This is a genomic window from Burkholderia metallica (genome assembly GCF_902832845.1).
Taxonomy (GTDB): domain Bacteria; phylum Pseudomonadota; class Gammaproteobacteria; order Burkholderiales; family Burkholderiaceae; genus Burkholderia; species Burkholderia metallica.
Genome location: NZ_CADFDB010000015.1, coordinates 30,770 through 52,931, shown reverse-complemented (window position 1 = coordinate 52,931; position 22,162 = coordinate 30,770). Strand labels below are relative to the sequence as shown.

19 protein-coding genes and 1 pseudogene are annotated in these 22,162 nt (G+C 62.6%); 12 read left to right on the top strand and 8 right to left on the bottom strand.

Translation table 11 applies throughout. The annotated features are described in order from the left end of the window. Positions 1–95 precede the first annotated feature (95 nt). The 6 genes from HWX08_RS30700 (at position 96) to HWX08_RS30675 (ending at position 8,598) form a co-directional block, all read left to right on the top strand. Positions 96–4,913: a beta strand repeat-containing protein gene (locus tag HWX08_RS30700; protein ID WP_058904045.1), complete on the top strand. Its 4,818-nt coding sequence runs from the start codon at positions 96–98 to the stop codon at positions 4,911–4,913. A gap of 14 nt (positions 4,914–4,927) precedes the next feature. Then, positions 4,928–5,596, top strand: coding sequence for a hypothetical protein (locus tag HWX08_RS30695; protein ID WP_058904044.1), 669 nt, complete (start codon positions 4,928–4,930; stop codon positions 5,594–5,596). A gap of 29 nt (positions 5,597–5,625) precedes the next feature. Further along, entirely contained in the window at positions 5,626–5,838 is a 213-nt protein-coding gene (locus HWX08_RS30690) for a hypothetical protein (RefSeq protein WP_058904043.1), read from the top strand. A 15-nt stretch (positions 5,839–5,853) separates the two neighbouring features. Continuing rightward, positions 5,854–7,296: a DUF1173 domain-containing protein gene (locus HWX08_RS30685; RefSeq protein WP_058904042.1), complete on the top strand. Its 1,443-nt coding sequence runs from the start codon at positions 5,854–5,856 to the stop codon at positions 7,294–7,296. Positions 7,297–7,558: 262 nt separating this feature from the next. Then, positions 7,559–7,696, top strand: coding sequence for a hypothetical protein (locus HWX08_RS30680; RefSeq protein ID WP_154641513.1), 138 nt, complete (start codon positions 7,559–7,561; stop codon positions 7,694–7,696). Between the two features lie 8 nt (positions 7,697–7,704). Next, positions 7,705–8,598, top strand: coding sequence for a hypothetical protein (locus HWX08_RS30675; RefSeq protein WP_058904041.1), 894 nt, complete (start codon positions 7,705–7,707; stop codon positions 8,596–8,598). Positions 8,599–9,189: 591 nt separating this feature from the next. On the opposite strand, the gene HWX08_RS34495 is transcribed toward HWX08_RS30675, so the two are convergent. From HWX08_RS34495 to HWX08_RS30660, 3 genes are all read right to left on the bottom strand, one after another. Next, positions 9,190–9,618 (bottom strand): hypothetical protein, encoded by a 429-nt coding sequence (locus tag HWX08_RS34495; protein ID WP_058904040.1) that lies wholly within the window; start codon positions 9,616–9,618, stop codon positions 9,190–9,192. Between the two features lie 68 nt (positions 9,619–9,686). After that, positions 9,687–10,082: a hypothetical protein gene (locus tag HWX08_RS30665; RefSeq protein ID WP_058904039.1), complete on the bottom strand. Its 396-nt coding sequence runs from the start codon at positions 10,080–10,082 to the stop codon at positions 9,687–9,689. Positions 10,083–10,205: 123 nt separating this feature from the next. After that, positions 10,206–11,897, bottom strand: coding sequence for a phage integrase family protein (locus HWX08_RS30660; protein WP_060096548.1), 1,692 nt, complete (start codon positions 11,895–11,897; stop codon positions 10,206–10,208). Here HWX08_RS30660 and HWX08_RS30655 point away from each other — a divergent pair. From HWX08_RS30655 to HWX08_RS30630, 6 genes and pseudogenes are all read left to right on the top strand, one after another. Beyond that, positions 11,896–12,117 (top strand): hypothetical protein, encoded by a 222-nt coding sequence (locus HWX08_RS30655; protein WP_143272457.1) that lies wholly within the window; start codon positions 11,896–11,898, stop codon positions 12,115–12,117. The two genes, HWX08_RS30660 and HWX08_RS30655, sit on opposite strands and share 2 nt — an antisense overlap. A gap of 273 nt (positions 12,118–12,390) precedes the next feature. Next, positions 12,391–12,537 (top strand): annotated as a pseudogene (locus tag HWX08_RS30650) (Tn3 family transposase); the annotation flags it as partial. Between the two features lie 280 nt (positions 12,538–12,817). Beyond that, entirely contained in the window at positions 12,818–13,249 is a 432-nt protein-coding gene (gene cueR, locus HWX08_RS30645) for a Cu(I)-responsive transcriptional regulator (RefSeq protein ID WP_058904038.1), read from the top strand. Between the two features lie 31 nt (positions 13,250–13,280). Further along, positions 13,281–13,478, top strand: a complete 198-nt coding sequence (locus HWX08_RS30640; RefSeq protein WP_058904037.1) for a heavy-metal-associated domain-containing protein — start codon at positions 13,281–13,283, stop codon at positions 13,476–13,478. Between the two features lie 398 nt (positions 13,479–13,876). After that, positions 13,877–16,171: a heavy metal translocating P-type ATPase gene (locus HWX08_RS30635; RefSeq protein ID WP_077021551.1), complete on the top strand. Its 2,295-nt coding sequence runs from the start codon at positions 13,877–13,879 to the stop codon at positions 16,169–16,171. A gap of 72 nt (positions 16,172–16,243) precedes the next feature. Continuing rightward, the gene (locus HWX08_RS30630) at positions 16,244–17,758 is read left to right on the top strand and encodes a multicopper oxidase family protein (RefSeq protein ID WP_058904036.1); all 1,515 of its coding nucleotides are present in this window, start codon (positions 16,244–16,246) and stop codon (positions 17,756–17,758) included. Between the two features lie 715 nt (positions 17,759–18,473). On the opposite strand, the gene HWX08_RS30625 is transcribed toward HWX08_RS30630, so the two are convergent. From HWX08_RS30625 to HWX08_RS30605, 5 genes are all read right to left on the bottom strand, one after another. Continuing rightward, the gene (locus tag HWX08_RS30625) at positions 18,474–18,794 is read right to left on the bottom strand and encodes a DUF4148 domain-containing protein (RefSeq protein WP_077175808.1); all 321 of its coding nucleotides are present in this window, start codon (positions 18,792–18,794) and stop codon (positions 18,474–18,476) included. A 281-nt stretch (positions 18,795–19,075) separates the two neighbouring features. After that, positions 19,076–20,017, bottom strand: a complete 942-nt coding sequence (locus tag HWX08_RS30620) for a copper resistance D family protein (protein ID WP_058904035.1) — start codon at positions 20,015–20,017, stop codon at positions 19,076–19,078. After that, entirely contained in the window at positions 20,017–20,391 is a 375-nt protein-coding gene (gene copC, locus HWX08_RS30615) for a copper homeostasis periplasmic binding protein CopC (RefSeq protein ID WP_058904034.1), read from the bottom strand. The genes HWX08_RS30620 and copC overlap by 1 nt, the downstream gene beginning before the upstream one ends. 63 nt (positions 20,392–20,454) lie before the next feature. Next, positions 20,455–20,802, bottom strand: a complete 348-nt coding sequence (locus tag HWX08_RS30610; RefSeq protein WP_058904033.1) for a copper-binding protein — start codon at positions 20,800–20,802, stop codon at positions 20,455–20,457. A gap of 63 nt (positions 20,803–20,865) precedes the next feature. After that, positions 20,866–22,161: a multicopper oxidase family protein gene (locus tag HWX08_RS30605; RefSeq protein WP_060096553.1), complete on the bottom strand. Its 1,296-nt coding sequence runs from the start codon at positions 22,159–22,161 to the stop codon at positions 20,866–20,868. Position 22,162 lies beyond the last annotated feature (1 nt).

Here is a 22,162-nt window from a genome sequence, read left to right as displayed (position 1 = left end):
TTGGCGGAGGACAGGAACAGAGGGCTCCAGGTCCTGCGCGAGCGCAGGCGTAAACGTCCCGTAGACCGGGCACTCGTTGTTAAGCGGGGATTGTAATGAAATTTTCGAAAAGCCCTACACCAAGTGGTTTATCGATCGCGATCGCTGCGGCGCTCGCATCGATGGCTGGTCCTGCGCATGCTCAGACGTCCGGAGACGGCGCGATTGCAAACGGGAATGGTGCCGTCGCCTCTGGCGATTACTCCGTTGCGATCGGCACGGCGGTTACCTCTGCCGGTCCTCGATCGTTGAGCTTTGGTTACGCGTCCACGGCGGCCGGAGCCGATTCGATCGTACTCGGTACTTCGAGCACGGCGCAGACCAATGCGGTTGCGATCGGTAATACGACGGTGGCCAGTACGAATGCAACGGCAATGGGGTCCGCCGCTACAGCTGCGGGTAATGGTTCCGTCGCGATCGGAAACGGCGCCGTCGCCAACAATTCGCAAGATGTCGCAATCGGCTCAGGATCCACCACGGGCGCCGCGCACCCGCTTAGTAGCTTCGGTATTGCTGGTCAGAGCTACTCGGTGGCGGGATCAACGTCCAACGGGGTGGTGAGTTTCGGCGCTCCGCAAAATCCGAGGCAACTGACTAATGTTGCCGCCGGCACCGTTAGTGCAACAAGCCTTGACGCCATTAACGGATCCGAGCTCTATCAAATGGGACAGGCAGTTGGCAGTCTCTCGACTTCGACGAGTCAGTCCGTGACGTCGCTGTCGACTGCGACCGCGAACAATGCCACGGGAGTTGCCGGCGTATCTTCCGGGCTCGCCGCGCTGTCCACGACCGCCTCACAATCTTTAGCGTCGCTATCGACAGGGCTTGCGAGCAATACGGCCAACGTCACGAGCCTGTCGAGCAGCGTAGCCTCACGAGTAGGCTCGCTCTCAACCAGCGTGGCCAGCTCTGGTACGGCGGTGGCCAGCTTATCGACCGGTATTGTGCAGTCGGGCGCGTCGCTGTCAACCGGCCTGGCAAGCAACACGGCTGGCATCACGAGCCTGTCGAGCAGCACGGCATCAGGCTTTGGTTCGCTCTCAACTGGGCTGTCCGACGTCGGCGCGACGGTCGCGAGCTTGTCGACGAGCACAGCTGCTGGGTTCTCTTCGCTGTCGACATCGACCGCTCAAACGGTCAGCAGCCTGTCCACCGGGACGGCCGGCGCGATTGGGTCGTTGTCGACCGGAACCGCGCAGTCTGTCACGTCGCTGTCAACGGGCCTCGCCAGCAACACGGCCAGCGTCACCAGTTTGTCGAGCAGCGCGGCGTCAGGCTTTGGATCGCTCTCGACCGGGCTGTCCGACATCGGCGCGACGGTTGCGAGCTTGTCGACGAACGCCGCTGCAGGGTTCGTGTCGTTGTCGACGTCGACCGCTCAAAATATCAGCAGCCTGTCGACTGGCATGGCCAGCGCGTTAGGTTCGTTGTCGACCGGGACCGCGCAGTCTGTCACATCGCTGGCGACGGGCCTCGCCAGCAACACGGCCAGCATCACGAGCCTGTCGAGTAGCACGGCATCGGGCTTTGGTTCGCTCTCAACTGGTCTGTCCGATATCGGCACGACGGCCACGAGCCTGTCCACGAACACCGCAGCCGGGTTCGCATCGCTGTCGACGTCGACGGCCCAAACGATCGGAAGTCTTTCCACGGGAACGTCGAGCGCGATCGCGTCGCTGTCGATAACGACAAGCCGATCGATCTCGTCTCTTTCGACTGGTCTGGCTGGCGATGGCGCGATACTCTCGGCAATGCAGTCCGGTCTGGCTGCAGGGACCGTTGGTCTGGTTCAGCAAGCAGGCGGTGCCGGCACGGGCGCGATCACGATCGGCGCCAGTACCGGAGGTACGGTGCTCAACGTCGCCGGCAACGCGGGCGCGCGGCAGGTCAAGGGTGTGGCTGCAGGCACAGACGCTACCGACGCGGTCAACCTGCAGCAGCTGCAGAGCGTGGCGGCTCAGACAGGCGCAATCGGCTCGAGTGCGGTCGTCTACGACGATGTGTCCCACACGCGCATCACCTTTGATGCGGCGGGTGTGCCAGTCACTTTGACCAACCTCGCTGACGGCTCCGTGGACGCCGGCAGCACGGACGCGGTCACCGGCCGGCAACTCTATGCCGTGCAGCAGGCGACGAATGCCAACAGCGGTTCGATCGCCGCACTGTCCACTTCAACGCAGGCGGTCACATCGTCGCTTTCGACGGGCGCGGTTAATAGTGCGGCCTTGTTCGGAAGCTTTTCAACCAGCACGGCTGCCACTTTCTCGCTCCTGTCGACTGGCTTGTCCTCGACCAACGTCAGCGTGTCGTCTCTCTCGTCGAGTCTGGCGGCAGGAACCGTCGGGTTGGTCCAGCAGACCGGCGGGACCGGCAGTGGCCCGATCACGGTCGGGGCCAACACCGGCGGTACGGCCCTCGACGTGGCCGGCACATCCGGCCCGCGTCAGGTCAAGGGCGTTGCCGCGGGCACCGACGGCACCGATGCGGTCAACCTGCAGCAGCTGCAGAGCGTGGCGGGCCAGACGGGCGCGATCGGCGCGAGCGCAGTTAGCTATGACGACGCGTCGCATACCCGCGTCACGCTCGGTGCATCAGGTTTGCCCGTGACCCTGAGCAACCTCGCGGACGCCTCGTTGAGCGCGAGCAGCAGCGACGCTGTGACGGGGCGGCAGCTCTATGCTGCCCAGCAGGCGACGAACGCAAACGTCGGTGCGATCGCTGCCCTGTCCACGTCAACGCTGGCGGCAGCGTCCTCGCTTTCCACGGGCATCGCCAGCAACGTCGTCTCGATCGCGAGCCTGTCGACCAGCACGACCACGGCGCTTTCTTCCCTCTCGACCGGCGTCTCCCATGGCCTGGCATCGCTGTCGACCGGCTTGTCCTCGGCCAACGCCGGCGTATCAGCCCTCGCGTCCAGTCTTGCGGTCGGGACAGTCGGGCTGGTTCAGCAGTCCGGCGGTGCCGGCACCGGCACGATTACGATCGGCGCCAGCACGGCAGGGGCTGCCGTTGACGTCACCGGTACCGCTGGCGCTCGCCAGGTCAAGGGTGTGGCCGCCGGCACTGCCGGCACCGACGCGGTCAATCTGCAGCAGTTGCAGAGCGTATCGGTCGCTGTGGGTGCCGTCGGTGCCGGCGCAGTCTCCTATGATGACCCGACGCATTCGCGCGTCACGCTCGGCGCCCCCGGCACCGGATCGCCCGTCCTGCTCACCAACGTCGCAGACGCGGCACTGACGGCCACCAGCACGGACGCCGTGTCTGGTCGGCAGCTCTACGCCGCCAACCAGGCGATCAGCACCAACGCGATCTCGATCGCAACGCTGTCGACCTCGACGGGCTTCGCCGTGTCCTCGTTGTCCACCAGCGTCGCCAACGGCGGGGCGACGCTCGCCGCGCTGCAGTCGGGGCTAGCGGCCGGCACGATTGGGCTGGTGCAGCAAGCCGGCGGTTCCGGCGCCGGCACGATCGCGATCGGCGCAAGCACCGGGGGTACGGCGCTTGACATCGCCGGCACCGCCGGCGCACGCCAGGTCAAAGGCGTGGCCGCCGGGACTGACGCTACCGATGCGGTCAACCTCCAGCAGCTGCAGGGCGTGGCCTCTCAGGCTGGGGCGCTCGGCGCGAGCGCGGTCGTCTACGACGATCCCTCGCATACGCGCGTCACCTTCGGTGCGGCGGGTGCGCCTGTCACCTTGACCAACGTTGCTGATGCGGCCTTGACGGCGAACAGCACTGACGCGGTCTCGGGACGGCAACTGTACGCGACGAACCAGAGCGTCTCCGCCCTGGCCGGCCAGCTCGCAACGGGTACCGTCGGGATCGTGCAACAACGCGGCGGCTCGAGCGCCGGCGCGATTACGATCGGTGCCGGAACCGGCGGCGCCAACATCGACGTCAGCGGCTTGGCTGGTGCGCGCCGCGTCTCCGGCGTGGCAGCGGGTGTGAACGTCACCGACGCGGTCAATGTCGGCCAGTTGAATCAGGTTATCGGTACGGTCAATACGATCGCCGGCAACGCCCTGTCTTACGACGATCCCGCAAAACTTAGCGTGACGCTTGGAGGGCTGGGAGCCGGGGCGGCCGTCACCATTCATAACCTGGCGCCTGGCTCGCTATCAGCGACCAGCGCAGATGCGGTCAACGGGGCTCAGCTCTTTGCGACGAATGCGAACGTCGCCGCCAATACCAGCGCGATCGACGCACTTTCTTCCCGGCTTGGCGCGATCCTCCCGTCGAGGTTCAGTCAGAGCCTTCCTGAGCCCGGTCAGGGCAGCCTCAAATATGCCGCGTTTAACAGCACCGGTGGCGGTTCAGTGGCAACCGGCGCGGACGCGACGGCTATCGGCAGCAATGCGGTGGCCATCGGCGATCGCAGTGCTGCACTCGGTGTGGGTGCCATTGCCCAAGGCAGCGGCTCGATCGCGGTCGGCAGCGGTGCTGACGCGACCGGCGCCAATGCCGTTGCGCTCGGGGCTGGCTCAGTGGCTGACCGCAACGATTCGGTGTCGATCGGAAACGCGGCCACTGGTATGACGCGAACACTCACCAACGTCTCGGCCGGAACGGCTCCGACCGATGCCGTCAACGTCCAGCAGCTGAACGACTCGGCGACGAACCTGAGCAACCGCATCGAACATGACCGGCGGGACGCCAACGGTGGTATCGCCGCGGCTGTCGCGATCGCCAGTCTGCCCCAGGCGCCGGCGCCCGGAAAGAGCATGGTGGCCATCGGGGGCGGGACGTACGGCGGGCAGTCCGCCATGGCGCTCGGCTTTTCAACGTATGCCGGCCACTGGATTCTGAAGGCGAACGGCTCGACCGATACGCGCGGCACCGTGGCCGCCGGCGTAGGCGCGGGATTCGTCTGGTAACCAAGGAGACCACCATGAATTCGAAGCTTCCTGCTGGACCGGACCAGGCAACGAGCATCGGTCTGCGCAATCCCGACGTGCCGATCGCTTTCGAGCGCGCGCTGCAGGCTCGCGTCGACTACGCGATGGCGATCTGCACCACCGATGAAGGATCCGAAGCGCGGGCCGCACTCCTGAAACGGGCACGCTATGGGGCGAGCGATCTCGGCCGAGATCTTGTCTTGGTCGGGGCCGACGATCTCGGTTGCTCGCCGTTGCTCGCCGACGTGCCCGTGTTGCGAGCTGCGTTCGAAAGCGCCGTCAACTGGGCGCAGGTCGATCAGGCCAACGCCGAGGCTGAACTGGCGGAGGCGTTGGCTGAAGCGGAGAGCGAGCTGGCGCGAGAAAAAGCGGCCGACGAGCGACGTGCCAAAACAAAGGCGGCAATCGAAGCCGGCGATTGGCCGGCGCTGGATCTTCCAACGCCCGAAGCGTTCGTGGACGCGCTGACCGCGGGCAAATCGGTGGACGTCGACGGCCACTCGTTCGACTTCGTCAGCGGCGAAGGTCTGTGGTGTACGAATCCGTATGGCGTCGATGCCTATTTCGGAGACGCCATACCGTCGGTTACCTACGCCCGTGAACTGCTCGGTGCGATCGCGCTCGGCACCGTATTCGGCGACGTCCCGCCCGACAGCGATTGAGCCAGCCCATCCCCATACCGGAGCTACCCATGACCGATCAGGTGTTTCGAAGTGGCAAACCCGTGACCGCACACAGCATCGTGTCGGCGGCGATCGCCGGCGACATGACGGCCGACGAGGCCGTGGAACTCGTCCAGTTGCTGATCGAGGCCCGCGCGCGCGGCCTGGATGTCCGAGAGGCGGAGCCCCGCTCTGCCAAAGCGCCCTCGAGGGGCTTGGCGAAGCGCTCAGCCGCCGTTTAAACCAGGAGATCTGGCATGCAGAACTTTGAATTGGACGGGTTGGAATATGAGGCGGGAAGCAATAGTTTCCTTGCGAAACTGCCAGCTGCGCACGAGGCGAAGACACGTCCGCTCTGCCTGTGCTCGACTCCGCCGATTCCGATGTACATCGCACGTTTCGAGGGGCGCTATCAGGTCAAGCGTATGCCCGGTACCGGCGCGAAGCACAAGCTCGGCTGCGACTCGTACGAAACCCCGCCCGGCCTGAGCGGTTATGGCGATGTAGAGGGGGCGGCCATCGTCGAGGATCCGGACTCCGGGGAGGTCACCCTCAAGTTCGGTTTCGCTTTGGCGAAAGGCGCGGCGCGGGAGATGCCGGAGCCCTCTGGCGACGAGCCTGACAGCATCAAGACGGATGGCAAGAAGTTGACCTTGCGGGGCTTGCTGCACTACCTCTGGGAACAGGCCGGCCTCAATCGCTGGTCGCCGGCCATGGCCGGCAAGCGCAACTGGTCGGTGGTCCGCAAGTATCTGCTGTTGGCCGCTGCGGGCAAGAATGCGAAGAAGATGAGCCTCGAGGACATGCTGTACGTCCCCGAGATGTTCGTCGGCGACCAGAAGGACCGCATCGCCCAGCGACGCACGGAGCATCTCGCCCGGATTTCTGTTTCCGAGTCCGGGAAGCCGCACTTCGTGCTGGTGATCGGTGAGCTCAAGGAAATCGCGACCGCTCGCTTTGGCTTCAAGCTGGTCATCAAGCATCTACCCGACTATGGCCTGATGGTCGACGAGAAGACCAAGAAGCGGATCGAGAAAGTCTTCGCGTCGGAGCTCGAGATCTGGTCGGCCACGGAAGGCACCCACCTCATGGTCATCGCCACCGCGAGCCTGTCAGCGGCCGGTATCGCCACCGTCCAGGAAGTGTCGATGATGCTGACCAACGAATCGTGGATCCCGTTCGAATCGCTCGCCGATATCGCGCTGCTGAAGGCCTTGGCCACCCGTCGGTACCAGAAGTGCCTGCGGTACAACCAGACCGCGAAGCATCCAATCGCCACGGCGTTGTTGACCGACGCCGAGCGCGGTACGGCGCTCTACGTTGTGCCTGCCGACGTGTCGTCCGCCTACCAGTCCGAGCTCGACGCGCTTATCGCGGAGTCGGAGCTGGATTCATGGATCTGGCGGCCGGGGACCGAAGTGATGCCCCCGCTTCCCCTGACCGCCTTCGACGCGGCACGCAAGGCCCAACGGCAACCGCGGCCGCTCGCATCGGCACCGGCCACCAATGCCGTAGCGGCACCGAGGCCCGCGACTGCGCGCGAGCCCGAAAACAGAACGCCCGCGGCGGTTAAGGCGCCCGAAACGGAGCTGGATCCGGCTCGGTTGTTCGCCGAGCCTCCGGTCGTCGATGAACCGCTCCCGATGTTTGATGAAGATCCGCCCTATACCGATGAGGATCGTCCGGCGAACTGGTTGTGAGTGCAACTGGTTATGGAGTCGCTCAGTTCCGCTGGACTGAAAGCGATTCTTTTGGAATGTTGTGTATCGCTAACGAATACGGAGGAGTGGGTAGACAAGCCAAAAAAAACGCCCCGAGTGCAATCGGGGCGCGAATAAGACGACGTACGACAGGGACCTTCAGCGTCGCAGGCGTCACACGAGAAGTTTCGGATTCTAGAACAGAAGCGTGCCCTGTCAAGCGTCATCTATGTGACAGCAACTTAACGAATCAGCACATCAGATGATGATCCAGAACAACATTGGCCGTATTGCCGGTGAGGCATTGAAAACAGATGCAACGGCGCTGCCGCTCCGCTACGTGGTAGCGGCCGGCGTCGACCCGGATAACCAGAATTCGAGGGTATCGGGCACGGACTGAACCAGCTCATGACTCGGCTGATTCCCGGTACGTCGCCGATTCTGGCGCACGCTCCGATGAATCCGACCTGTCCGGCCGCCAGCGACGACTGGATGGCTGTGCCTACGCACGCCCGCAGTCGACGCATGGCGCTGCCTGCGCGCGTTTGGCCGACGGATATTCCGTGTCCGGCGCCGGCGAACAGCCCTCGGCTGCTGCGCGAGTTGAAGTTGCGCCTCGGCCGATATCTCGAAACGCCGCAGGCCTGGTTGCCGGCCCTGAATGCGGCCAATGGAAGCCGCCGCCAGCAGCGCAGCGAGCGCCGCATCGCGTGCGTGCAACTGGTGCGAGCGCTCGTCAAATTTTGTGACGTCTCGACGTTGCGTATCGCAGTGCCGGCGCAGAGCGGTTGGGTGGATTTCACCCTGCCCTACCTGGCCGAGCAGGCGGGTCTCTCGGTACGCCGTGCCGAGCGCGCGCTGCGCGACCTGGTCACCGCACGGCTGGTGAAGAGCCGGCCACAATGCGAGGTTGAGGTCAGCGACGAAGGGCCGCGCTATCGCGGGTTGGCGGCGATTCGATACGTCACGCCCGCGTTATTCGAACAATTCGGCCTGGGCAAGTGGTTGCGGCACGAGCGCACACGTGCTCACCTGCGCATGCAGCGCCGGCGGGACGCCGCGCGCAAGCGGGAGCGGAAGGTAGGCGCCGGTGGGGGCCAACTGCTCGCGCAGCTCACCGACAAGCTTGCGGCCGCTCAGGCTAAGGCTGCCGCCCGAGGCACGCTCTCCGAGAGTGATCGTCGCGCCGAGCTCGAGCGCGCGGTCATGATCCGCGCCGGCGAACTCAAAGCTACCTATCCCGACTGGGATCGCGACCGATGTTTCCGGGTCGCGCGTAACCAGCTCACTCCACCCGCCTAGCACCTAGGCGGTTCCCTCTCTCTCCATCGCTACCGCGAGGCCCGCGCTCGTGCAAATCGTGGGCAATGGCGTTTGTCGCTGGTGTTTTGTAGCGGATGGGCGGGCTTGCGGCACTGATTCTGGCGACGCGGCGCTGTGCTACCACCTACAGCAGTGAATAAGTGCATTTATCTGTCGGGACGGCTCGCCGTTAAGTGTCGGGGCTTAGTCAGAACCTATCTCTACCTATACCCCATATCGACCCGCGGCAAGCCGCGGCTTCACGCGGGCCTTGCCCGCTTGCCTGGCTAACCCCACCGAACCACACACGCTGCCCTCCGGCAGGCCGTAAGCGCTACGGCGGCCGACGGCCGCCGCACCGCTAACGGCGCGACAAAAGATTTCGGGGCGCGTCAAAGCCGCACCCCGAAATCAGCGCGCGCGGGTGCGCGCCAATCTGCCTGCCAGCAACATCGACGAACGTCGGCCGCATAGCTAGCAGCGAGGGGAGGGTCGGCCGGGATTCGCGAAATTTTCGCCAAAATCACCTTAATTGTATGATTTAAAAGGGAAATTTCAACATTTCGCCGGGTGGCTGGGCCACGCGACCCTTCAGATCCGAGGGCACGGTCGCAGCCCGAGTGCCGCCTCTTCGAGAGCCGTTGCCAGCACCGGTGACGGTGTCCATTGACCGCCCTGTACTTTGAAGCGCGCCGTCGCATCGACGATCTTCACGTCGCGGCCGTTCCGGCTGCCGCCGGACAAAATGACATCGCCGTACGCGGCCATGCGTTCCATGATCTGGCCAACGTCGAGCGCGCCGTCGGCATCAAAGGTGACGATCATGAAGTCACGATACACGACCCGCGTCGGGACACGGTTCACCAACTGGACGAGCAAGTTTGCGATACGCACCCGCTGCTCGGCAAAGGTCAGCAGACGGTGGTTGTCCGGTTGCCCGAGCATCTCCCAGTAACGCTTGCTAAGCCGGCAGATCGAGTCATCCGCAGCGATCAGAAACGTCCGGGGTGAGTATCCCATCGTGAGCCAATCGGATCAGTTGAGTGAAGGCGCGACGCGTTCCTTAATGCCGTCGTTTCCGGACGTGGTTAGTCCGAAGCTGCGGGAGGCTCGAGGACGTCGAAAGTAAAATGCACACCATGATACTGCTCAGCAGTATAAATGCCGTTCGGCACGTCGGTTGATGGCGTTCGTACGAGCAGCGTCGTCGCAATATCCAGGGTGGCTCCGCACAGGTTGCACAGCAGGCGGGCCGCATCCCGGAAAACCATGCTCTTGATTTTATCGAGCCCGAAACCCAAGGCGGCGATGTGCTCGCAAAGATATACGCCGCCCCATTGATTGTTGTCGAGCTCGTCGATGTGAGACATCCTCATCAACCGATCGAAGCCGTTATCGTCATCGAGGGCGCACGCGGTCCAGAAGTACATTTCCATGGCGACACGCTTCGCCACGACGATTTGCTCACGTGTGATGGACTTCATTGTGGCCTCGACGGGTCGTGCAACTCGCGAACAAGGTACGTGTAATTTTCTATCATAATCGCCATGGTTATTAAAATGGCGTCTATCTGTGCCGATTTAGCATAAGCGTGTTCGGCCTCGACGTCAGGCTTTTCGCGCACCGAACGCTTGATCGAACTGCTGGGCACGCCGGACCTCGTCGCTGTGCAAGTAGGTCGACGTCGTCGAAATCGACGCATGACGGAGGTTGTCGCGCACCATGATCAGTTCGGCGCCCCGGGCCAGCGCGTGCGTGGCATGCGTGTGGCGCATCCAGTGCGGGCTCGCGAGGCGCAGTTTCTCGGCCGTCGCCGGCCGTTCGTCCTGGATCACGTCGGCCGCCAGCCGAAAGAATCGTCGCAGCACGCGCCAGAGCCGTGTGCTCTCGATGCCCGTGCCGTCCTCCTCGAGGTTCGCGACCAGCGGTGTGGCCGGGTCCCAGCGTGTCGGCGTGACCGGCAGTCTGCGCTGTACCAGAAACTGATCCAGCGCGGTTCGTGCCAGCGCCGGCAACGCCACCTTGCCGGGTTTGCCGCCCTTGCCGACCACGTGCAGCCAGTGATCGCCCTGTTCGTCGCGCCGGATGTCGCCGAGCGTGGCGTCGACGAACTCGCTGGCACGCAGGCCGGTCGCGTAACCGAAGTCGAGCAGGAAGCGCAGGCGTTGGGCGGCCGGTGTGCTCCAGCCATACGACCATTCGAGCCCGTCAGCCAGCGCGCGGATCAACAGCCACTCGCCTTCGGTGAAGCCACGGGCAACGTCCAGCCCCGTGCGCGCGGCGGCACCGCGCACCTTGACGCCCGCAAAGGGATTCGCCAGCACGTAGCGTTGCTCGATCAGCCAGCGGAACATCGCCGACAGGACCGTGAGTGCGTACGCCGCCGACCGTGCTGACAGCGGGCCGCTGAACGGCCGCCATTCGATGCTCTGTCGCGGCCGCGACGGTCCCACCCAACGTTCGCGCGGTGTCGGCCGTCGCAAGAATCCGCGGTACGCGATCGCATCGTCGGTCGTCAGTGACGACAACGCCCGGCCGCGTTCGACAATGGCCCACAGAATCAGCCGCTCGGCCTCTTTTCGATAGGCGCGCTGGGTCGCCGGCGACTCGTGCAGGTACAGCCAGGACTGAATGGCTTCATAGTCGTTCGACGCGCTCAGCAGGCAAGCCGCCTGCGGGGCCCGGAACAGTCCGCGCGAGCCATCGACCTCGTGCGGCACACAAATCTGCTCCCACGGCACGATGGTGCTGGCCGATACCGTGACGATCAAAGCGCGCGCGCGTTCGGTCAGGGCCGGGTGTGCGGCGAAGAACGATTCGACCTGTCGCGCGCCAGCGACGCCGAGACCGTCGATCGCCGACCACCAGCGGCGGCGTCGAGGAATCCGCACGGTCAAATCCGCGAGCGTTCGGATGCCGTGGGCCTGCAGGGCTGCCACGATGCGTGGCGGTAACCATGTGCCAATCTCGTCAGATATGTGCGGCTCGGGCACAGGAAGGTACCGCAGAGTGTCGATGGCCCGGGCAACGACGTCCGCCACCGCTTTCGAAGGACGGTCGACAAACGCGGCAGCCAAGTCTTCGCGATGACGAGCTCGCGCAAACGTGACGAGTCGCCGGCGGATGCGGCCGAGGATTCCGCGCGATGAGTCTCCTGCGTCCCGGCGATCACCGAGATAGCGTGCAACGGCGGTCCGCGCGTCCACGCCGGCGTACCAGGCTCGCAGTGCGGCGAGCTCCGCTTCGTTCGGGAAGTCGGAGCCGGTGTCGTCGACGGGAAGGGTCTCACGCGTTTTCATGATCACCAGTTTAGATATTTTTCAAGTATGGGCAGATAATATCCCTTATCTCCTCATTCCTGTTATTACGCTGACAATTTACTTTCAATCATCGCCGTCAGGTACCTGCAGCCGCCGCAATCGGCGAGCGCTTGCCGGCCACTGGGGTACCGTCAAGAAACGGACTTTTTCGTACGCCAAGGCCAAGGCACTGGCGATTTGGCCGCCCGCAACGGCCTGAAGCGCCCTTTCGCGCCGCGTTTGTTGGCGTGCCAGACATAATCACCGGTCAGGTTGATGTGGTTCGACCCGACTGGCCCAGGGTTGAGGTCGCTGGCGCGATAGCGCTGGCGTTGCGTAGCACGTAGTTTTCGGCCAGCGACATGGTGCCGCCCAGCGCCTGGAAATGAGACCAGCTCCCGGGATCCAGGTAAACGATGGTTTGATGTGGTTTGTGGAGTTGATGGACGCCGGCCACCGCTTACTAGATTGGACCCTGATCACCGAAGTGGGTTATCCACGGCAGAACGGCCTTGATGCGGGCCTGCGCGAACTGGGGCGCATCGAGCGCACGCTGCCCACGCTCAAGTGGCTCCAGGACCCGATGTTGCGTCGGCGTGTATCCGCCGCCCGCAACTCGCTCGCACGTGTTGTGTTCTGGCTCTCATACGAGCGATCCCGGATCTCGCCCAGGCGGCAAAAGAACAGATGCGTTAGCAGGTTGCCCTCGACGCACTGCTGTTGTCGCATGGCAGCGACCGCCCGTTCGAAATATACGGTGTTCCACAAGGTGATCGCGGCCACCAGCGTCCGGCGACATCGTGTCGCACCACGAACCGAACGATTACCCCTTGAATCGAAATTCCTTGACCTTCCCAATGTGTGAAGGTCAAAAATGGTCACTGCTGCCGTTTGAATGGCCGTTTCGAGAGGGGAAAACGATGAATATCGGCGAGGTTGCGAAGTCGTCGGGCATTTCGGCCAAGATGATTCGTCATGATGAGGAAACAGGCCTGATTCGGGCTGCCACCCGGACAGGAGCGAACTATCGGGCGTATACGGCGAGGGATGTCCAGGTGCTGCGCTTCGTCTGGCAAGCCCGGCATCTTGGTTTTTCCACGAAGCAGATTGTGGTGCTGCTCGCCCTTTGGGAGGACCGCAGCCGGTCCAGCAGCGAGGTCAAACGGCTCGCGAATGAGCATATTGCCAACCTGAATCTACGCCTTCAGGAACTGGAGGAAATGCGGGATACGCTCAAGCATCTGGCAGCCCACTGCAAAGGGGACTCACGCCCTGACTGTCCGATTCTGGAGAAACTGGCTGGCGAGGCGCATTGGCGACCCGTTGAGCTGACCTGCATCGGAAGATCGTAACTGAAAAGATTCAACGAAGCGGAGATGGAAAATGGAACTGGCAATCAAGGATATGACCTGCGGGCACTGCGCGGGTGTTGTAACGAAGGCGATCAAGGAAGTCGATACGGCTGCACAGGTGACCGTCGACCTTGAAACGCGGTTCGTGCACATCGAGTCGTCACGCGAGGCGGACGAATTTCTTTCGGCGATACAGGAGGCCGGATATAGCCCCTCCGTGCTCGCATGAGCTCGCACATCTGACGGTCGGGCTACGAAATTTCTGACTCAATGGTTTCTCGAGATCCGCCGGGCTCAGTGGTGGATAATCACACCGACGGCCGCGCGTTCCCGCGCACATGTGGAACGAGTACGCTGGTCGGTCGGCGTCGCCGCAGCAGACCGTACCGGCCAACGTGACCAACGGACGGCACGACCGGCGACGCAATTTGTGCACGATGTGAAAGGCAACACGGAGCACGGAAAATGAGCGAACAGCGTAACCACGGCGAAACTTCTCACGACCATCTGAACGCGAGCCACGGCGTGGGCGGCCACCATGACCATGCTGCGCGAGCCGCGCAAGGTCAGGCCAACGGGGATGCTGATGGCAATCATGCGGCTCACCACGGACATGGTCACGGTGAGATGTCCGAAGGTACGAACGCCGCGCTCAGGGACCCGGTGTGCGGCATGTCTGTCAATGCGGATTCGCCATTCCGCAGCGAGCTTGACGGACGCCCGTACTTCTTCTGCAGTGAGTCATGTCAGAAGAAGTTTCGGGCGGACCCGTTGAGATATGTCAAACCGACGACCAGCACGCCGGTTGAGGCCGCGCCGGCGGGCTCGATATACACCTGCCCGATGCATCCGGAAATTCGCCAGGACCATCCTGGCAACTGCCCGAAGTGCGGCATGGCCCTGGAGCCCCTGTTGCCCAGTCTCGAGGATGAAGAGAGTCCCGAACTGACGGATTTTCGCCGCAGGTTCTGGTGGACACTGCCGCTGACGGCCGTGGTGTTCGTGCTGGCCATGTTCGGCCATCGGCTGGGCTGGATGGAAGCGTCCACACAAAGCTGGGTCGAACTGGTTCTCTCGACTCCGGTTGTCGCGTGGGCGGGCTTGCCGTTCTTCCAACGTTGCATCCGGTCGTTCATCAATCGAAGCCCGAACATGTGGACGCTCATCGGACTTGGTACGGGAGCAGCCTACGTTTATAGCGTCATCGCGACCGTTGTTCCGGGCGTCTTCCCGGAGGCCTTTGCCGCACATGGTCGAGTGGGCGTGTATTTTGAGGCTGCGGCCGTCATTATTTCGTTGACGCTAGTCGGGCAACTGCTCGAACTGAAGGCACGGTCACAGACGTCCGCTGCGATCAAGGCATTGCTGGGACTGGCCCCGAAGACCGCGCGGCGTATCAACGCCGATGGCACAGAAGAGGACGTTCCACTGATTCACGTACACGTCGGCGACCTGCTTCGCGTGCGGCCCGGCGAGAAGGTTCCGGTCGACGGCGTTGTGACGGATGGTTCCAGCTCCCTCGACGAGTCCATGATTACGGGCGAAGCTATTCCCGTCAGCAAGCGAGTGGGTGACCATGTCATCGGTGCGACCATGAATGCCTCCGGAAGCCTCATCATTAAATCGGAGAAGGTCGGCTCCCAGACCGTGCTGGCACAAATCGTCCAGATGGTCGCGCAGGCGCAGCGTTCCAGGGCGCCCATGCAGCGCATGGCTGACAAGGTCGCAGAAGTCTTTGTCGTCGCGGTGGTCAGCGTCGCCATCCTGACGTTCTTCGCCTGGGGATTTTTCGGACCCGAGCCAAGCTGGGTCTACGGGCTGATCAATGCCGTGGCGGTGCTCATCATCGCGTGTCCCTGCGCGCTTGGACTGGCCACCCCCATGTCCATCATGGTCGCGAGCGGTAAAGGCGCATCAAACGGGGTGCTTTTTCGGGATGCGGCTGCAATCGAGAACTTCCGGAAGGTCAACACGCTGATCGTCGACAAGACAGGCACCCTGACCGAAGGTCGTCCTGCCTTCGAACGCTCAATCGGCGTGAACGGATATTCGGAAGACGAGGTGCTCCGGCTCGCGGCCAGCCTTGACCAGGGCAGTGAACACCCGCTCGCCGCGACCATTGTAGATGCAGCCCGTCAGCGACAACTTCCATTCGCGAAGGCGGAAAACTTCGAGTCGAGTACCGGGATTGGCGTGCGTGGAACCGTTGGCGAACGAAAGCTTGCACTTGGCAACACGGCCCTGATGCAGGCCGAGGGTATCGACATCGAAGCACTGACCAGCAAAGCCGATGCACTGCGAACACAAGGGGCGAGCGTTATGTATCTCGCCGCCGATGGGCAACTGGCTGGATTGCTCGCGGTTTCGGACCCAATAAAGGGTACGACATCCGAGGCACTGGCCCGGCTCAAGGAAGACGGCATCCGCGTGGTAATGGCGACGGGCGACGGTGTCGTGACGGCTAGGGCCGTCGCGACGAAGCTCGGCATCGGGGAGTTCCATGGCGAGGTCAAACCTGCCGACAAGCTGGCGTTGGTGACGAAATTCCAGCAAGAAGGCAAGGTCGTCGCCATGGCCGGTGACGGTATCAACGATGCGCCTGCGCTTGCCAAGGCGGATGTGGGCGTCGCGATGGGAACCGGCACCGATGTGGCGATGAGCAGTGCACAGGTGACCCTCGTCAAGGGGGACCTGCGCGGCATCGCGCGAGCTCGGGACCTGTCCGAAGCGACCATCGGGAACATGAAGCAGAACCTCAGCTTCGCATTTGTGTACAACGCGCTGGGTGTGCCACTGGCGGCAGGGGTGCTCTATCCGTTCACGGGCTTATTGCTATCACCCATGATTGCCGCGCTCGCCATGAGCCTGAGTTCGGCATCGGTTATCACCAACGCGCTACGGCTGCGGAACGTGAAAATTTGACTTTTCGCAGATGAAACCGGCGGTATTGACCGCTGCGGTCATGAACGTAACCCATGAAACCAGGGGCACCCCATGTCGCTATCTCGCCGCAAATTCCTGCTGACCTCCGCTGCCGCCGCCACGGCCGTGCTAACCGGATGCGCAGAATGGCCCTCCAGCGGTTCAAAAGAAGTCGCGAACGGAAATGTGAGCCGTACGTCGCGTCGTCTTGTTGTCGACACCCGTTCGATTGAGGTCAACGGCCGTGCCGCGACGGTGTATGGGCTGCATCAGCCGGACGGCACGCGCGGCCTGTTCCTCAACCCGGGCGAACGCTTTGCCGTGGAGCTGGACAACCGCCTGCACGAACCTACCATTGTCCACTGGCACGGGCAGACCCCTCCGTCTGATCAGGACGGCGTAAGCCAGTTCGGCGTGCCGGCGCTTCAGCCAGGCGAGCGACGAGCATATGATTTTGCCGCGCGCCCCGGCACCTACTGGATGCATTCCCATCACGGGTTCCAGCATCAGAAACTGCTGGCTGCCCCTTTGATCGTGCGCACGGCCGATGAGGTCCGGGCCGACCGCCAGGAGGTGACGATCTTCCTGGAGGATTTCCTGTTCCGCGATCCCGCCGAAGTATTCGCAGACCTGCAAAAGGGCAAGGCCGACTCGATGGGGGCCATGACGGGTCAGAAGTCGGGCGAAACGCCCCGCAGCATGGCGCGTATGCCCGGCATGGGGGGTATGGCCGGCAGCAGCATGCCGGGTCACATGCCAGGTCACATGCCAGGCATGAAAATGGATCTTAACGATGTCGACTTCGATGCCTATCTCGCCAACGGCCGCACGCTCGACGACCCGGAAATCATCCGGGTCGAGCAAAGCGGAAGAGTTCGCTTGCGTATCATCAACGGCGCTTCGTCCACGAATTTCCACATTGACCTCGGCTCGTTGCAAGGTACGGTCGCGGCGGTCGATGGCAACGCCGTGCAGCCGCTGACAGGCAGCCGCTTTGGTTTGGCGATGGCCCAGCGGATTGATATTCTCGTTGACCTGCCCAACGGGACCGGAGCCTGGCCGATTCTGGCAGTACGGGAAGGAGCCCGACAACAGACGGGCATTATTCTCGCCTCCAACGGCGTCAATGTCGGCAAGATCGCCGGTATGGCGACAGCCTCCGCTGGACCAGTGAGCTTCGATCAGGAATTGCGATTGTCTGCACTCAGGCCGTTGGCGGACCGTCCCGTCGATTCGCATTCCGTGCTGATGCTGACCGGTTCGATGCAGCCTTACACGTGGGGAATCAACCATAAGGGCTGGGACAATCGCGACACGGTGAAAATAAGCAGCGGGCAGCGGGTAGCCATCACGTTCCAGAACACCACGATGATGGCCCATCCCATGCACCTGCACGGTCACCACTTTCAGATCGTCGCGCTCAATGGCAAGGCGTTCTCGGGGGCGCTGCGTGACACGGTGCATGTCCCGCCGATGGCAAAGGTCACCCTGGCGTTCGATGCCAACAATGCCGGCCGATGGCTGATGCATTGTCACAATCTCTATCACATGGAGTCCGGCATGATCACCGAAGTGGCTTACGTTTGACAGTCGGTCGGGCTACACGGGCTTGCCTCGTAGTTTTTGGAACAGCCGGACCGCTGAACGGAAGCGGAATTCCTTTCCCTTCCAATCCGTCACCAGGCTGACCGAACCAGCAACAGGTGTTCCCGTGTTTTCATGCCGAACCGGGTTAGCGTTCCTGGTTTCCGACACTGGTTTCCGACACGATCTGCGTCAGTTGCAGATAATGTGAGCACGTCACGCTCGCGCAAGCACAGGTCGCTCAATGCAAGTACGGCCGTTGTCAAATGCAAGTCGCTGCGTGTCGCGGACGACGGGCTCCCGCGCCGCGCAACTCGCGTACCAGGCGCGCAGCGCGGCCAGTTCCGTTTGCCGTCACGCCCGATCCCGCAGGCTTTCTGGATGCCGTCTTAATGGAGACCTCAGCGCAGAGGACAGTTCGGTGGTTTGACGTGAAGGTTTTGGCAGGGATAAGACTTCGGCAGCCTGATGGCACTCTGTGTCTTCGATGGGTCTCCAGGCGCCTCTGCAGTCCGGGCCGCCAGATGTGTACAGCCACCAAGGACAAGCAAGGTAGCAAGTGTCACTGCAGAGTAATCTGCAACCTGGCCGAATGGTTTCATGTTGGGCTCCGGAAGGTGGGTTCTCGCAACGTGTCCGTGTCAGGCACGCCGATGAATAGGAGGCGGCGGACGAGAGCAGGCTCCGCGCTACCACCTCGACATGAGCGCGGAATTCGTCAATGCTGGGCCGCCCATTTCGCTTCGAAGCGGTGATGCAGTTCCTTGTTGCGGGCTATGGTTGCCGGGCTCGGCGGGTAGTCGTGCCTGCTCGTCGGCAACAGCCCGTCGTGCCAGGCCTGAATCAGTTCTTGCCGGACCTGCTCTCGGGTCTTGCCCTGCGAAGTCGGGTTCCCGGATTGGCTCACCGCCGAAGCCGGCGGCACAGCGGCAGTGTTCGACACGGGATTGCTGTTTTGAGCAACGTTGGGATAGCTGTGGCCGGCATCGGCAAAAGCCGACGTGGCAGCAGATGCGGCGACAACAATGGCAGCGACCATTCGAATATTCATGTTTTCTCTCCGTTGCGAAACGTGGAGCCGCCATGTGCGACTCCGATGAGACACATTCTGGAGAGGTGGCCCTGATTGAGCCGTGACATGACAATGACCGTTTGGTCACGTCGCGGTCATCATCAAATGCCCCGCCCGAAGGCGCGAAATGCGCGTGCAAAAAAAGAGCCCGGCCAATCAGCCGGGCTTGCAAGAGATGGTCGCCGCACGAGAACAAAAAATCTGCGTGGGCGAACCACCTGCGTGGACGGACGATAAAGGTGTGTCGATTACGTTGTTCCTGGCAGCGGACTCGAGACCAGCACGGCGGCCACCATCAGCACGCTCAGCAGCACGAGGGATTCCACATGCAGCACCATGCCAAATCGGCGAAGCGGCCCGCTCGGCACGGCCTTCGACGGATTTTTCAGTGTCGACATGAGCGTCGGCATCTCGAAGAAGCGATTGTGTCCGCCGAGTGCCGCAGCGACCAGTACGAGCGCAAGCTTGAGCATGAGCACTTGCCCGTAGGTCGACTCCAGCAGATTGGCGGGAACATTGACGCCTCTCCATCCGTTGTAGGCGCCAGTGCTGAATAGCACAACCAGCGCGTAGGTCGACGCGTCGGACAGCGATTGCACGAAAGATGCACTCATCTGCCGTTCGCTTCCCGGTGCATCAAGTAGGCGCGGCATGACGACGTAAGTCGTCACCAGCACAAGGCCAACCCACGCGCTGATGGCGAGCAGATGCAACCAGTCCACCCAGACGGGCAGGCTGAACAGCCCCGTATCCACTGGATGTCCGCCGTTACTGCGCGCAAGCGCTACGCCTGCCAATGCGACCCACATCACGAACGGGAAGCGCGTTTCGTTTCCCGACCGCAGTAACGACAGTACGGCGATACAGAGCGTAAAGAACGCGCCAACCAGCCATGCATGCCCAAAACCGGTTCCTGCAAGCATTGACCATACGGCTGGACCGGCATCCAGCAAGGTCGAATCGCTCATCAGCGCGCAATGCGCCCAGAACGAAAGCGCGCTCGCCAGCAGCGAGACGATGGATGCGGCCCGAAGCGTCGCGACGAGCCGTCGGCCCACTCGGTCTTGCCAGGTCGACTCACCGCGTGCGAGCCATTGGCTACTGAGCAGTGCACCCACGACGATGGCAAAACCGACGTTCTGGATGGCCACAGATACCAGTCGCAGGATGCCGAGGAACCCTTCGTTCATCACTTCACCTTGAACGTGTACGTGCCTTTGGTCTTGTGTGCATCGGCGGTCATCACCGCCCACTGGACCGTGTAGGCACCCGATGCAAGCTTGGGCACGGCAAGAGTCATGACGCGCGGATTGGACGCATCAACCTTGGCCTTTTCCTTGGTGACCGGAGTGCCACTCGCGTCGGCGATCTTGATCGTGCTGAAGTTCGCTTCCAGGTCTTCGTTGAACGTAAGATGCAGCGCGTCCGGCGCCACGTCGACGGTAGCGCCCGATGCCGGGACGGCCATTTCCAGCTTGCCGTGAGCCCATGCCGCGACAGGCACGAGTGCGATAGCGCCAGCCGCGGCGAGGCCGGCCAATTTCCTAAGAGTGAGAGTCATCATGTTCTTGCTCGTATCGAGTCGTCGAGGTGAGGACGCGAAAGATGCGCGCCTCGCCAGTTGCCTTTACTGCTTCTGGAGTTTCACCACGGTCAGCGCGCCGTTCACTTCCTCGGCAACAAAGTCAATCTTGTCGCCAACCTTCACCTCCGACAGCATCGCCGGATCCTTGACCTTGAAGGCCATCGTCATGCCTTCCATGCCGAGATTCTCGAGCGGGCCGTGCTTGATAGTCAGCTTGCCGTTAGCGGTATCGACCTTCTTGATTTCGCCGTGCGACATGCTGTTTTTTGCATCGGTGCTTTGTTTCGCGCCACCGCTCATGTCCATATTGCTCATGTCGCCTGCGGCGTACGCGCCAGCGGAAACGATCAGCGCACAGCCCATCACAATCGAAACAATTGCCTTTTTCATCGTGTTTTCTCCAAGGTTGAGGTAATGAAATTGATGGTCGGGTCATGCCCGACCGTGTGCAATTCAGCTATCCGGCAGTTCGCCGGTGTATTCGTAGGCCACGGTGCCCTTCGGGTGCTTGAACCAGCCCGGGTCGCGGTAATCATTCCGGCCGAGGCCATGACGCACCTTCACGACCGTGAACATGCCGCCCATTTCCAGCGGCCCGAACGGCCCGGTGCCCGTCATCATCGGCAGCGTGTTGTCAGGCAACGGCATCTCCATCTCGCCCATCGCACCGCCAGTACTGCCCATTGCCATGTAATCCGGCACCAGCTTGTTGATGCGCTTCGCGAGATCCTTCTGCGGCACACCGATCAGGTTCGGAACCTGATGCCCCATCGCATTCATCGTGTGGTGCGACTTGTGACAATGGAATGCCCAGTCACCGGGCCGGTTCGCGGTGAACTCAATGGCACGCATCTGCCCCACAGCGACATCGGCAGTCACTTCTGGCCAGCGCGCCGCCGGCGGAATCCAGCCGCCGTCGGTGCCCGCGACCTCGAAGCTGTAGCCGTGCAGGTGAATCGGGTGATTCGTCATCGTCAGGTTGCCGAAACGGATACGCACGCGGTCGCCGGCACGTACCGGCATCGAGTCGATACCCGGGAACACGCGCGAGTTGAACGTCCACATGTTGAAGTCCGTCATTTCATTGACGCGCGGTGTGTAGCTGCCCGGATCGATGTCATACGCGGCAAGCAGGAACACGAAGTCCCGATCGACCGGCATCACACTGCGATCCTTCGGATGCACGATGAATAGGCCCATCATCCCCATTGCCATTTGCGTCATCTCGTCGGCGTGCGGGTGATACATGAACGTGCCGTGCTTCTCGAGCTGGAACTCGTAGACGAAGGTCTTGCCCGGGGGGATGTGCGGTTGCGTGAGACCGCCGACGCCGTCCATGCCACACGGCAGCAGCATGCCGTGCCAGTGGACCGTCGTGTGCTCCGGCAGTTTGTTCGTGACGAAGATGCGAACCTTGTCGCCTTCGACGGCCTCGATGGTCGGGCCGGGCGATTGCCCGTTATAGCCCCAGAGATTGGCCTTCATGCCCGGCGCCATCTCGCGCACGACGGGTTCGGCCGTCAGATGGAATTCCTTCCAGCCGTTCTTCATACGCCAGGGCAGCGTCCAGCCGTTCAGCGTCGTGACCGGTGTGTAAGGGCGACCGTTCGGTGGTACGAGCGGCGGTTGCGTGGTGGCTGTCGCCATGGTCGGCGCCTCGGGCAACGACGCGGCGCCAGCTTTGCTGACCATTGCAGCACCCATGAGCGCTGCCCCCGAGCCGCTGAGAAATTTTCGACGGGACACCATG